Source organism: Streptomyces sp. NPDC039465 (genome assembly GCF_055639315.1).
In genome coordinates, this window is sequence record NZ_JBVKAP010000004.1 from 16,961 (window position 1) to 29,395 (window position 12,435).

A 12,435-nucleotide genomic window follows, 5' to 3' on the forward strand; every position below is an offset into this window, starting at 1 on the left:
ACGACCTACCGCGCCTGATCCACGACCGGCACCCCGCGACGACCCCAGGCTCCTACTCGGACGCCGCCGTCAGCGCCGCCTGCTCCTCCTCCGTCAGTTCCAGATCCGCGAGCGCCAGCAGCGCCGGGAGCTGCTCGACCGTACGCGCCGAGGCGATCGGGGCCACGACCGTCGGGCGGGCGGCCAGCCAGGCCAGGGCCACCGTCGCGATCTCGGCGCCGCGCGCCTCGGCGATCGTGTCCAGGGCGGCGAGGACCGCGCGGCCCCGCTCGGTCTCCAGGTGCTCCTGCGCGCCCTCGGCGCGGGCGCTGTCGACGGTCGCTCCGGGGCGGTACTTGCCGGTGAGGAAGCCGGACGCGAGCGCGAAGTACGGCATGGCGGCCAGGCCGGCCCGCTCTGCCGTCTTCTGGAGCTCGCCCTCGTACGTGTCCCGCGAGACCAGGTTGTAGTGCGGCTGGAGGGCGACATAAGAGGCCAGGCCCTCGCGCGCCGAGAAGTCCAAGGACTCCTGGAGCCGCGCCGCGGTGAGGTTGGAGGCGGCGATGGCGCGCACCTTGCCCTCCTTCACCAGCTGGTCCAGCGCGGTGATGATCTCCTCGACCGGGACCTCGGGGTCGTCGAAGTGGGTGTAGTAGAGGTCGATGTGGTCCGTACGGAGCCGGCGCAGGGACGCCTCGGCGGCGGCCTTGATCGTCGTGGCGGACAGGCCCTTGTACTGAGGATGGGCGCCGACCTTGGTGGCGACGACGATGTCGTCGCGGTTTCCGCGCGCCGCGAGCCAGTCGCCGATGACCGTCTCGGACTCGCCGCCCTCGTTGCCCGGCGCCCAGGCCGAGTAGAGGTCGGCGGTGTCGACGAAGTTGCCGCCCGCGGCTGCGTACGCGTCCAGGACGGCGAAGGACTGCGCCTCGTCGGCGGTCCAGCCGAAGACGTTGCCGCCGAGAGCGAGGGGGAAGACGTGGAGGTCGGAGGTGCCCAGCTGGCGCAGAGAAGTCATGGGCTGGACAACACCGTCCCCGAGGGTCCCTATTCCAAGCGCCCGTCCCACCTCAACCAGGGGCGACAAGGCCCGGCCCGCTCACGCCGAGCGGGCCGGAAGCGGGTCAGACCGAGAGGCCCTTGCCGCGCAGCCAGGCCGCCGGGTCCACCCCGGCGCCGCCGGCCGTGTGGACCTCCATGTGCAGGTGCGGGCCGGTGACGTTGCCCGTCGCGCCCACGCGGCCGATGGTGTCCCCGGTCGCCACGGTCTGCCCGGCGGAGACCGTCATCGACGACATGTGGGCGTACCAGATCTCCGTACCGTCCTGGAGCTCCAGGACGACGCGGTAGCCGTACGAGCCGGACCAGCCCGCCGACTTGACCGTGCCGCCGTGCACCGCCTTCAGCGGGGTGCCCGTGGGGGCCGCGAAGTCGAGGCCGGTGTGCTGGCCGGAGGACCACATGGAGCCGGACTGGCCGTAGGTGGAGGTGAGCGTGTACGAGGAGAGCGGGAGGGCGTAGCTCGCGGCGAGCTTGGCCAGACGCTCGGCCTCCGCCTTCGCCGCCGCCTCCGCCTCGGCCTTCTTCTTCGCCGCCTCGGCTTCCTTCGCCGCCACGGTCTGCTGGGACTTCGCCTCGGCCGCCGCCTTCTCGGCCGCCGCCTTCTCCGCGGCCGCCTTCGCCTCGGCGTCGGCGGAGGCCTGCTGCTGCTCGGCCTGCTGGAGGATCCGGGCGCGCAGGACCTCGCCCGCGTCGGCGCCGGCCCGCTCCTGCGGCCGCTCTTCGCCGCCGGCGGGCGCGGTGGTCAGGGAGGCGGAGGTGAGGGGCGCCGGGTTGTTCGGCTCGGGGGTGGCGTCCTCGTCGGCGATCAGGGAGCCGACGCCCGGCAGCGAGGCGGGGTCCGGGAGGTGGTCGGTGACGGCGTCCGGCAGATCGGGCAGCGAGATGGAGACCGGCGGCTTGTCCTGCGCGGTGGCCATGCCGCCCGCGCCGACCGCGGCGATGACACCGACGCCGAGGACCGTGGAGCTACGGGCGAAGTTGGAGCGCTGCTTGGCGATGCGGTGACGGCCACGCACGGGCCGTACGGAGTCCTCGGTGGGGTTCCATTCACCCCACTCCTGCGTGTGCGCGTCCGCGCCCGGGGCACCCGAGGCACCGAACGAGTCGAAGGGAGCTTCGGGGGCAGGGCTGTTGGACGCCACGGAGGCGTACTCCTTTCCTTCCTTCTCGCCTACCGGGTTAGCTGACGGGTTCGGAGCAGGAAGGTCTCCTACGGGTCACGTTCGACCCGATTCACCCCAATGTGGTGGTTCCCCGGTTCCCTTGCGGGATTCGGCGCGTGCGCACGGTGCCGCCTCTTGCGACGGCTGGGACGACCGCACTGCGTTATCGAACGTTAATAGACACGGGGCTCTTATTCCAAGCCGTTCCTCTTGATCGTTAACGGTCCTGGCCTGGGCATACCGCTCATAAGAGGGGTGAACCGGGCGACTTGATCCCCCCTCAGCCCCACCCGCCAAACCCCATGAAATCTGATCGTTCGTCAAATGTTATGCGGAGCGGTGCGCTTCCACTACGGACCGCTACCGCCCACCACCGGCATCGTCCTGCGCCGCTCCGGCTGCCGCTGCCCCGGTCGGCTCACCGCCAGCAGCGCCATGTCGTCCGTCGAGCCGCCGCCCGTGTACCGCCGTACGTCGTCGACCAGCGCGTCCAGCAGCGCACCCGGCCCCGGGAAGATCCGCCCGGCCAGCCGCACCGCCGGGTCGTAGAACTCCCCCGCCGCGTCCCGTGCCTCCGACAGGCCGTCCGTGTAGAGCAGCAGCGTCGCGCCCGGCGGGTACGGCGCCTCGTCCGCCCGGTCCGGCCAGACCCCCAGCGCGCCCATGCCCAGCGGCAGCGCGGGGGCGCTCGGCTCCAGCAGATCCAGGTCCCCGTCGGCGTACAGCAGCAGCGGCTCGGGGTGCCCGCGGTTCACCACCCGTACCACCCCGTGCCCACGCGGGATCTCGGCGAGCACCGCCGTGGTGAACCCCTCGAAGGCGTCCAGATCGTCCCGCCGCGTGCCCTCCCGGGCCAGCGCCCGCTCCAGCCGCTGCGCCACGCCCTCCAGGGTGGACTCCTGCTCCGCGGCCTCCCGGAAGGCGCCCAGCACGATCGCGACGGCCTCCACGGCGTCGAGCCCCTTGCCCCGCACGTCCCCGACCACGAGCCGCACACCGTACGGCGTGTCCTGCACGGCGAAGAGGTCGCCGCCGATGAACGCGTCGGCCTGCGCCGCCTCATACCGCGCGGCGATCTGGAGCCCGCCGATCCGCTCGGCCGGCGCGGGCAGCACCGCCCGCTGCGCGGCCTCGGCGATCACCCGCGCGGAGGCGAGCCGCTCGCCGCTGCGCCGTACGACCCGGTTGATGAACACGGCGAGTGCGGAGACGGTGAGCACGGTCAGGGTCTCGGTCAGGTCCGGGACGTCGGTGATGGTCCTGTTGAAGATGTGCAGTCCGATGCTGGCGAGGACGGCGGCGATGCCGGTGAAAAGGGTCGTCCGCAGCGAGAAGAACGGCGCCGCGATCAGCGGGGCCGCGGAGAGCATCGGGGCGGCGGTGAACGCCGGCGGGGTGGCGAGGTCGAAGGCCACCCCACCGGCGATGACCAGCGGCGGCAACGCGCGGATGAACCGCCGCGCGCCCTCGGCGGGCCGTACCTCACCGCCGTTCCCGGCCGCGGGGTCCGGTCCGTCGGCCAGCCCGCTCGGGTCCTCGTCCGCCGATCGTTGCCCCACCTGTGCTCTCCCTGCCCGGCCCGGTGCGCCCTCGGCTGCGGACGGTACCGCGCCCCACCCGCCCTGGCCGGAGCCGCGCCGGGCGGCGAGCCGCCGTCGGCCGTCCGGGGGACGCCGGACAGGTCCACCCGCCCGACACGCGCACGGCCCATGGACAGTGGCCGGCATACGGCAAAGGCCCGGATCCAGGAGGATCCGGGCCTTCGTCGTGTTTCTTCAGTAGCGGGGACAGGATTTGAACCTGCGACCTCTGGGTTATGAGCCCAGCGAGCTACCGAGCTGCTCCACCCCGCGTCGGTGAACACCACCCTACGCCATGCTGGGCGGTGCCCTTCACCATTTTTGGTTTCCCGGACACACGGGGGTCACTCAGCAGCCGCAGTCGTCGGAATCGACGGGGGCGGTCAGCGGGTCGGTGTCGGGGGTCCGGGTGCCCTCCCAGGTCTCGTACGCGAAGCCTTCCCGCGCCCAGTACTCGAAGCCGCCGAGCATCTCCTTGACCTGGTAACCCAGCTGGGCCAGGGCGAGCGCCGCACGGGTGGCGCCGTTGCAGCCGGGGCCCCAGCAGTACGTCACCACGGGCACGGACTTGTCCAGGAGCTGCTCGGCCTGCTCGGAGATGAGGGCGGTCGGCAGGTGGACGGCGCCCGGGATGTGACCTTGGTCCCACGCGGCGGTGGAGCGCGAGTCCAGGACGACGAAGCCGGGGTCGCCGTCGGCGGCGAGCGCCGAGGCGACGTCCGAGACGTCGGCGTGGAAGGCGAGGCTGGCCGAGAAGTAGGCGGCGGCCGCGGCCGGGGCGGCCGGGGGAACGCGCAGGACGGGGTTCTGGGTGAGCTGCGTGGTGGTCATGGCAGAAAATCTACGGTTGTCGATCACCGCGCTGAAGTGCGGATTCCCGGTTGTTGGGGCCATCGGCCGGGGAATCCTGGGCGTTCGCGGGGCTCGAGCGGGAATCTCACGGACGCCCGTCACATCCCTCATTCCACGGGCGTCAGAGCGGTGAGGACACGACGAGGGAGCGGGCGATCGCGATGGACCAGAGTGGGTACGAGAGTGAGTTCCTTCTACGGCAGTTCGGGCACGAGGCGGCCCCGGAGCCGGACCGGGCTCCGGACCCGGCGCCGGACCCGGAGCAGGAGGCGCTGATCGCCGATTCGGTCGGGCTCGCGCTGCTCGTCGTCCTGGAGTCGCTGAAACCCGCTGAGCGGCTGGCGTTCGTCCTGCACGACATGTTCGCCCTGCCGTTCGAGGAGATCGCCCCGATCGTGGACCGTACGCCGGTCGAGGCGCGGCTGCTGGTGGCCGGGGCAAGGCGCCGTGTGCGGGGCCTGGGGCCGGTACCGGAGGGCGGTCGCGACGACTAGGCGCTGCCCGCCGCCCCGGCCGCCTTCCGGCTCTTCCGGGACCGGTACTCGGCGATCTTGGCGCGGTTGCCGCACCGGTCCATGGAGCACCAGCGGCGCCGACGGGCCTGGGAGTCGTCGAGGAAGAGCAGCGAACACTCCGGGTTCTCGCACTCCTTCACCCGGTCGAGGAGATCGCCGCCGAGCAGCAGCACGGCGTCCCGGGCGACGGTGGCGAGGGCCGCCGGCACGGGGCGCTCGGCCTGCCAGTGCAGGCCGCGGCCGGAGGGGCCCGCGGTGAGCTGCGGGGCGAGGTCGGGGTGGGCGGCGGCGGCGTTGAGGTGTGCGAGGTCGCCGGAGGCGGGGCCGTCGCCGTCCGACCGCGCGGCCTGGAGCAGCCGGTACACCACCTCCCGCAGGGCCCGCGCCTCGGTGAGCTCGGCGTCGCCGACCGGATCGGCCGTCGCCCCGAATCCCGCCTCGGCGATCCATCGCCGCAGGTCGGATGGGTGGGCGAGGCGTTCGATCCGGGTGGTGTGGCGCTTGCCCAGGGTGGCGACGAAGTCGAGGCAGGGGCGCCCGCCGATGAACCGGAAGGCGAGCTCGTCGGGCGTGGCTTCGGTACTCACCCCCTCACTCTATCGCCTTGACACCCATTGAACAGGTGTCGCATGGTGACACCCGTTCAGCAGGTGACACTGGTTCAACAGGTGTCACCGTTCAGTCAGGCGTCAACACAGGGGAGCTTCACATGCGTGCGGTACGGATCGACGAGTTCGGGGGCCCGGAAGTCCTCACCCCGGTGGAGCTGCCGGACCCGGCACCGGGCCCGGGCGAGGTGCTCGTACGCGTGGCCGCGGCCGGCGTGAACCGGGCCGACGCCCTCATCCGCTCCGGCGCCTACCACCGCGCCGGTCGCCCGCCGATCGTCCCCGGCCTGGAGGCGGCCGGCACGGTCGTCGCGGTGGGCGCGGGCGGCGAAGAGGTGGGCGAGGGCGGGCCGCGTCCCGGACAGCGGGTCATGGTCCTGGGCGCGCCCAATGCCCCCGGCTTCTACGCCGAATTGGCGGCGGTACGGGCCGACCGCGTCGTCCCCGTCCCCGACGCCCTGCCCCTCACCCATGCCGCAGCGCTGCCCACGGCCTGGCTCACCGCCTGGTACTGCCTGCACCGACTGGCCCGGACCGAGGCCGGGGACACCGTGGTGATCCAGGCCGCGGCGAGCGGCGTCGGCAGCGCGGCGGTCCAGATCGCCGCGGAGGCGGGCGCACGGGTCGTCGCCGTCGCGAGCTCCCCGGCCAAGGCGGCCTGGGCGGCCGAACTGGGCGCCCACGCCACCGTCGACACCGCCGCCCACCCCGGGGACGCCACGGTCGACGAAGTCCTCCGGCTGACCTCCGGCCAGGGCGCCACGGCGGTCCTGGACCTCGTCGGCGGTCCCACGTTCGCCCAGAGCCTGCGCGAGGTGGCGTACGGCGGCCGTGTGGTCGCCCTCGCCAACGTGGCCCTCACGCCGAGCACCGTCGACACCCGCGACTTCTACCCGAAGAACGCCTCCATCCACGGCTTCCAGCTCAGCAACCTCCTGGACCGCGGCTACGACCCCCGGCCCGACCTCGCCGCCCTCGCGGCGAAGGCTGCCTCGGGCGCGTACCGCATCCCGGTGGAAGCGACCTTCCCGCTGGCCCGCGCGGCCGAGGCCCACGCCCGCCTGGAGGAGCGCACGACCCGCGGCAAGATCATCCTGACGACCGGCGACGCGGACCGGATCGACGGCGCCGAAAATCTCTCCGACTCGGAACGATGAGTTCGACGCCCGCGGACGGTCCACCTTTCGACCGTCCCCACCCCATCGACGAGACAGGGCACCGCACATGACCAACACGGTGAAAGGCCCGGCCAGCTACTTCCCCTCCATCGAGAAGAAGTACGGCCGCCCGATCGCTGAGTGGCAGGACCTGATCCGCTCCTCACCCCTGACGAAGCACATGGAGCTGGTCTCCTGGCTCAAGACCGACCACGGCCTGGGCCACGGCCACGCCAACGCCCTGGTCGCCCACACCCTCGCCGAACAGACCGGCCAGTAACCAAAGCTGGCGGCGAACCGGGCATCGGCTGGGCGGAGCAGTATGCGGACGGGACGGGTGGCGGGCCGGGTTGAGCGGCCGAATGATCAGTACAGGCGCGCGCCCGCGCCCGCCCCTGTGCTGAATCGGAGCCCCCGTTGACTCCCAAGACCTATACACGCCAAGACACCACCGGAATCGAGCGCCGCCTGTGGGACGCGGTTGTACCCGGCGATGAGGTGATCGCCCAGTCGGGTGAGGAGGTGTCGGCAGGCCTCATCCGGCAGCTCGCCACGGGCACGGGCCTGCCGGAGAAGCCACACAGACTCCGCCTCACCGGAGCCCGGATCACCGGCCTACTGGACTTCGAGGCTGCGACGCTGCTCTGCCCGCTGGAACTCACGGACTGCGACCTCGACGTCGTCAATCTCGAGCAGGCGCAGGCTCCGGCGATCTACATCTGGGGCTGTCGCCTCACGCAGCTGAGCGGGTCCGAACTCCGCACCGAGAACGATCTGAACCTGGCCCGTTCTCGGGTGTCCGGCAAGGTGTTCCTCGTCGGAGCGCGCATCGGCGGCGCCCTCATTCTGGACGGTACGCACATTTCCAATCCGGGAGGCCACGCTCTGGTCGCCGACGGCGTCCGAGTGGACCAGGACCTGCGGTGCAACGAGTCCTTCCACGCCGAGGGCAACTCCCGGATGATCGGGGCCGAGATCCACGGCCAGTTCAGCGCCGTCGGGGGGCAGGTTCAGTCACGGCAACAGTCCCGACGGCTACGCACTGCGAGCCACGAGGCTCACCGTCAAAGAACACCTGGTGTGGAGGGGATTCGTCGCCGACAACGACGTGGATCTCCAGGGCAGCGTCATCGACGGCCGCTTCGACCTCGAGAAATGTGTGATCACCGGCCATCTGGACCTGACCGGCTCCACCATCGGGGGCACCTTGGAATGCTCCGGAGGTCACTTCATCCACACCGGGAAGATCGCGTTGGACCTGGCTCGCGCCGAGATCAAGCAACACGTGAACCTGCGAAACGGGTTCCTCGCCGATGGGCAAGTACTGCTCGCCGGAGCAACCATCGGCGGCGATCTCTCCTGCGAAGGCGGGCAATTCAGGCACGAAACGGACAGTGCCATCCTCGGCGACGCTCTCAGGGTCGGCGGGGACATCACCCTGGGCTCCAGGGACTTCGACGGCCACAACATCGCGGAGCACTTCTCCGCACATGGCCAAGTCGCCCTCACCCATGCCGTGGTCGGCGGGAGCCTCAACTGCATGGGCGGCCGATTCGACAACGCGAAACTCGTCGCCATCAGGGCACTTGGGCTTCAGGTCCAACGCAGCCTGACCTTCAGCAAGGGCACCTCGGTGACGGGTGCCATCGATCTGAGACGGGCCTCGGCACATGCTGCTCCACCGTCAGCGCACGCACGCGCCGCGAATGACGAAGCGCCCCGACCGATCAAGACCGGTCGGGGCGCTTCCCAGCAGGTCAGAGGGGCTTCCCCCTCCTACCGCCTTCGGTAGGCCGTGTGGGACTCGAACCCACAACCAACGGATTAAAAGTCCGCTGCTCTGCCAATTGAGCTAACGGCCCTCGGCGCGTCATCCCCGAGCATAGCCCGACGGGGCCGGTGAGCCGATCGGGTATCGGATCATCGGCCCCGTCGTCGTGCTCGAACGCCCCTAGAAGAGGCCCTTCATGCTGCCGAAGCCGCTGCCGATCTGCACGGCCGCGCCGAAGGAGCCCTTGCCGTCGCCGCTCATCCGGTGGAGGCGGCCGGACGTGTCCCGGGCCACCAGGTCCGGCTTGCCGTCAGCGGTGAGGTCACCGGCGCCGACGATCGCGTTGTACGAGCCGCCCCAGCTGGAGAAGATCTTCACCGCGGTCTTCACGCCGCCCGTACGGCCGTCGTAGCGGTAGGTCACCCCGGTCGTCTTACGGCCGATCAGGTCACCGAGGCCGTCGCCGTTGAGGTCGCCCACACCGACGATGTGGTTGAAGCCACCCCAGCCGGTGCCGATCTTCACGCCGGGCGCCACCGTGCCGTTGGTCCGCGCGGTGAAGAGGTACAGATCACCGTTCTTGCGGCCGACGAGATCGGTCAGGCCGTCGCCGCTCAGGTCACCGGGCGCGGTCAGTACGTCGAAGCCGGCGAAGCCGGTGCCGGCCTTGGTGTACGGCGCGGACGGGGTGAGCGCCTTGCCGCAGCCGGGCTTGTAGGTGCGCAGTTCGCCGCCGGGCATCCGCACGAGTACGTCGTTGCACCGGTCGCCGTTCACGTCGCCGACCGGGACGGCCGTGACGCCCGCGGGCCAGCCGGCGCCCACGGTCTTGCCGGAGACAGTGCCGGCGGCCGTGCCGTGCCAGAAGTCCAAGGACCCGGCGCCGGTGAGGGCGAGCAGATCCGGGACGGCGTCGGGGAGGGACCCCGTACCGGCGTAGTCCCGCGCCACCGGCGCGGCGCCGCGCAGCTGCATCCGACCGGAGGCGGTCAGCTCCGCGCCCCGGCCGTCGGCGGGCCGCGCCGTCAGGGCCCAGGTGTACGCGCCGTCGGCGGCGAACCGCCCCGCCGCGTCCTTGCCGTCCCACGAGGCGCCCAGTGCGCCGCGGGTCTCGCCGCCGGTGAGCGTGCGGACGGTCTTGCCGGTCAGCGTGTGCGTGAGGGTGAGCTGCCAGGACGCGACCGGCTTGGAGAGCCACCAGCGGGGCGCCCAGGCACCCGCCTTGACGTTCGCGGTGGCCGGGACCTCCGCGTCGGCGGCGGTGAGGGCGGAGGCCGGTACGCCGGACGGGACGACGTGGATGGCATCCTCGGCGTCCACGTACGCCACCGCGCCGCCGGAGCGGTCCACGGTCCAACCGCGGCCCTTCGCGGCCACGCGCGGCGTCCCGATCTGGCGGGTTCCGGTCGTGCCGCGTACGTCCGTGGTGGAGAGCACGCCGTTCTTCTGCCAGGCCACGTAGCCGTCACCGAGCAGGGCGCCCTCGTGCTTCGGCAGGGGCACGGACTTCTTGGTGACCGTGTCGTACACCCCGGAGCCCTGTTCGCCGCAGTCCCAGTACAGCGCCGTGCCGACCGCCTGGATGTCGTTGATCCCGCAGTCGGCGATCTTGATCGTGTCGCCGGACTTGCCCGTGCGGACGTTGCGGTTGCTCACGTTGCCGAGTCCGTCGACCGTGGTCCACAGCGTGCTGCCGCTGAGCGCAAAGGGGCTCTTGCTGCCCTGCGAGAAGAGCTGCTTGCCCGTGGGGGCGTCGAAGACCTCAGGGGTGAGGTCGGACCGGTGCCAGGCGGCGACATGGCGGCCCGACACGCGCACGTCGTCCTTCGCGGAGTCCCGGAAGTAGACCGGCTTCGTCCAGCGGGACGTGCCGTCGTTCGCCACGTGGGCCAGCTGTCCCTGCTTGTCCCGCAGGAACCAGCCCTCGCTGGTGGAGCGGACCTCGGCGTCCGGGGCGACCTCGAACCGATCGGTGCGCTTGCCGGCCTTCAAGGGCCCCGCGACGGTCAGGTCGACGGTGCGCAGCCGGTTGGCGATGCCCTCGTCGGTGGGGACCCGCTCGACCGTGCTCAGCCGTCCGTGGTCGAGCGCGATCCCGGTGATCGCCGTACGGGTCACCGGCGCGTCCGCGACCTTCGTGACGTCGAGCCCGCCGCCCGCCCCGGGCCGGACCGCGTACACGCCCTGGCCGGTGCCCTCGCCCGTGTCGGCGCGGCCGATCAGCATCGAGCCGTCGGCCTTGAAGGCCGGCATGGCGGTGGCTCGTTCGAAGAGGACCTTCTCGGCCCCGCCACCCACCGGCACGGCGACGACGCGCCAGGCGAGGTCCGAGTACGGTACGACCTCCTCGCCCGTCGAGATGCGCCGGGCGATCAGGACCTGGTCGCCGACGGTCCCCAGCAGCCTGGCGCCCTCGCGGCCGGCGATGGTGAGCTCGTGAACGGCCTTCTGGAAGTCGCCCACCGCGAAGACCTTCACCCGGCCGTCGTCGTGCCACTGCGTCACATGGGTGCCGCTCGACTCCGTACCGAAGGGGACGTCTTCGAGCCTGGTCGCCGGGCCCTGCCCGTCCCGGACGATCCGGCTGACGAGCGTGAGCTCCCCGTACTTGCGGGCCACATAGATCCCGCCCCGGTCCCAGGTCAGCGGGAGCACCTCGTCGGCGCCGGACATCGGCACCTTCCGGTCGTCGAGCTGCCCGTCCTTCCAGGTGAGCACGTGCAGATCGCCCGCGGCGCGGCCGCTGCGGGTCTCCTCGGTCACCACGGCGTCGGCGAAGACGCCGAAGAGGGACTGCCCGTCGGGTATCCGGACGGTCCGCTCCGAGCCGTCCCTCATGTCGCGCTGGACGATGCTCGATCCGTCGCCCACGAAGGCGACGATGTCGGAGTCCGTGCCGTAGATGGTCTTCATCCCGGCCGGGAGGGGCACGGGCTTGGTCGTGCCGTCGGCGTACGAGGTCCAGTGGAAGCCGCCGGACATCGTGCCGTACAGATACCCCGTCTCACCGGCCTGCTGGAGCACGGCCGCGTTGGCGTCCGGTGTCCGCTCCGCCGGGATGGTCAGCGTCCCCTGCGGCAGCTCGGCGGCGAACGCCGGGCCCGAGGTGAGAGGTGCGAGTCCGGCCGTGATGCCCGCGACCACGGCCGTGGCGACAGCACTCCGTACCAGTGCATGGCGATTCAAGTTCAGTTTCTCCCCAGAAAACCGCTCGAAGGCGCGGAAGAAGACGCCGGCCCCCCGGCCTGAAGCGCCCCGCGCATGTGCGTTCGACACTAACAGGAGAAAACGATCTTCGCTGCCAGTTTTTTAACGCGTTCAAAATGCCGAAGGCCCGCGCCACACCGGTCAGGTGTGATGCGGGCCTTCGGCCTCAGCTCAGCTCAAGCTCAGCAGCTCAGCTCAATCAGCCGTTGCGCTTCCAGCGCGGCTTGTCGTCGCGGCGGCCGCCACCGAACGAGCCGGAGCCGGAGCCGGTGGAGCCACGGTGGTCGTCGCGGCGGAAGCCACCCGAGGGGCGGTCGTTGTCCCGACGGAAGCCACCACCCGAGGGGCGGTCGTCACGACGGTCACGGTTGAACGGACGGTCGCTGCCACGGTGGCCGCCGGACGGGCGGTCGTCGCGACGGAAGCCACCACCGGAGGGGCGGTCGTCACGACGGAAGCCGCCACGGTCGTCACGGTCGTCACGACGGAAACCACCCGACGGACGGTCGTTGTCCCGACGGAAGCCACCACCCGAGGGGCG

Annotated in this window: 10 protein-coding genes, 2 tRNA genes, 2 pseudogenes and 1 riboswitch; of the genes and pseudogenes, 4 read left to right on the forward strand and 10 right to left on the reverse strand. The window is 71.5% G+C overall.

The window, feature by feature from the left end; genetic code table 11:
- Positions 1-52: 52 nt before the first annotated feature.
- The 5 genes from ACZ7LT_RS14450 to ACZ7LT_RS14470 form a co-directional block, all read right to left on the reverse strand.
- Positions 53-997, reverse strand: a complete 945-nt coding sequence (locus tag ACZ7LT_RS14450) for an aldo/keto reductase (protein WP_471236373.1) — start codon at positions 995-997, stop codon at positions 53-55.
- Positions 998-1,103: 106 nt separating this feature from the next.
- Positions 1,104-2,183 (reverse strand): M23 family metallopeptidase, encoded by a 1,080-nt coding sequence (locus ACZ7LT_RS14455; protein WP_471236374.1) that lies wholly within the window; start codon positions 2,181-2,183, stop codon positions 1,104-1,106.
- 11 nt (positions 2,184-2,194) lie between these two features.
- Positions 2,195-2,329, reverse strand: a riboswitch (cyclic di-AMP (ydaO/yuaA leader).
- 225 nt (positions 2,330-2,554) lie between these two features.
- The gene (locus tag ACZ7LT_RS14460; RefSeq protein WP_471236970.1) at positions 2,555-3,727 is read right to left on the reverse strand and encodes a PP2C family protein-serine/threonine phosphatase; all 1,173 of its coding nucleotides are present in this window, start codon (positions 3,725-3,727) and stop codon (positions 2,555-2,557) included.
- Between the two features lie 256 nt (positions 3,728-3,983).
- Positions 3,984-4,057: transfer RNA gene (locus ACZ7LT_RS14465), tRNA-Met, on the reverse strand.
- A gap of 75 nt (positions 4,058-4,132) precedes the next feature.
- Positions 4,133-4,615, reverse strand: coding sequence for a rhodanese-like domain-containing protein (locus tag ACZ7LT_RS14470; protein ID WP_471236375.1), 483 nt, complete (start codon positions 4,613-4,615; stop codon positions 4,133-4,135).
- 272 nt (positions 4,616-4,887) lie between these two features.
- Here ACZ7LT_RS14470 and ACZ7LT_RS14475 point away from each other — a divergent pair.
- Positions 4,888-5,112, forward strand: a pseudogene (locus tag ACZ7LT_RS14475) (sigma factor-like helix-turn-helix DNA-binding protein); the annotation flags it as partial.
- 14 nt (positions 5,113-5,126) lie between these two features.
- Here the strand turns inward: ACZ7LT_RS14475 and ACZ7LT_RS14480 are convergent.
- The gene (locus ACZ7LT_RS14480) at positions 5,127-5,738 is read right to left on the reverse strand and encodes a CGNR zinc finger domain-containing protein (protein ID WP_471236376.1); all 612 of its coding nucleotides are present in this window, start codon (positions 5,736-5,738) and stop codon (positions 5,127-5,129) included.
- A 122-nt stretch (positions 5,739-5,860) separates the two neighbouring features.
- Between ACZ7LT_RS14480 and ACZ7LT_RS14485 the strand changes: the two genes are divergently transcribed.
- Both ACZ7LT_RS14485 and ACZ7LT_RS14490 read left to right on the forward strand, forming a co-directional pair.
- Complete coding sequence (locus ACZ7LT_RS14485) at positions 5,861-6,916, forward strand: quinone oxidoreductase family protein (RefSeq protein ID WP_471236377.1); 1,056 nt, start codon at positions 5,861-5,863, stop codon at positions 6,914-6,916.
- A 67-nt stretch (positions 6,917-6,983) separates the two neighbouring features.
- Positions 6,984-7,196 carry a DUF4287 domain-containing protein gene (locus ACZ7LT_RS14490; RefSeq protein WP_471236378.1) on the forward strand — a complete coding sequence of 71 codons (213 nt, stop codon included), beginning with the start codon at positions 6,984-6,986 and terminating at the stop codon, positions 7,194-7,196.
- A gap of 335 nt (positions 7,197-7,531) precedes the next feature.
- On the opposite strand, the gene ACZ7LT_RS14495 is transcribed toward ACZ7LT_RS14490, so the two are convergent.
- On the reverse strand, positions 7,532-7,897 hold the full coding sequence (locus ACZ7LT_RS14495; RefSeq protein WP_471236379.1) for a hypothetical protein: 366 nt from the start codon (positions 7,895-7,897) through the stop codon (positions 7,532-7,534).
- Between the two features lie 97 nt (positions 7,898-7,994).
- Between ACZ7LT_RS14495 and ACZ7LT_RS14500 the strand changes: the two genes are divergently transcribed.
- On the forward strand, positions 7,995-8,708 hold the full coding sequence (locus ACZ7LT_RS14500; RefSeq protein WP_471236380.1) for a hypothetical protein: 714 nt from the start codon (positions 7,995-7,997) through the stop codon (positions 8,706-8,708).
- Here the strand turns inward: ACZ7LT_RS14500 and ACZ7LT_RS14505 are convergent.
- The 3 genes and pseudogenes from ACZ7LT_RS14505 to ACZ7LT_RS14515 all read right to left on the reverse strand — a co-directional run.
- Positions 8,706-8,778: transfer RNA gene (locus ACZ7LT_RS14505), tRNA-Lys, on the reverse strand. The two genes, ACZ7LT_RS14500 and ACZ7LT_RS14505, sit on opposite strands and share 3 nt — an antisense overlap.
- An 89-nt stretch (positions 8,779-8,867) precedes the next feature.
- Positions 8,868-11,873 (reverse strand): FG-GAP repeat domain-containing protein, encoded by a 3,006-nt coding sequence (locus ACZ7LT_RS14510; protein WP_471236381.1) that lies wholly within the window; start codon positions 11,871-11,873, stop codon positions 8,868-8,870.
- 220 nt (positions 11,874-12,093) lie between these two features.
- Positions 12,094-12,435: pseudogene (locus tag ACZ7LT_RS14515) on the reverse strand (DEAD/DEAH box helicase); the annotation flags it as partial.

Excerpts from the sequence above, each read along its gene's own strand:
- ACZ7LT_RS14470 (WP_471236375.1), bottom strand. The coding sequence starts at position 4,615 with ATGACCACCACGCAGCTCACCCAGAACCCCGTCCTGCGCGTTCCCCCG.
- ACZ7LT_RS14490 (WP_471236378.1), top strand. The coding sequence starts at position 6,984 with ATGACCAACACGGTGAAAGGCCCGGCCAGCTACTTCCCCTCCATCGAG.
- ACZ7LT_RS14485 (WP_471236377.1), top strand. The coding sequence starts at position 5,861 with ATGCGTGCGGTACGGATCGACGAGTTCGGGGGCCCGGAAGTCCTCACC.
- ACZ7LT_RS14450 (WP_471236373.1), bottom strand. The coding sequence starts at position 997 with ATGACTTCTCTGCGCCAGCTGGGCACCTCCGACCTCCACGTCTTCCCC.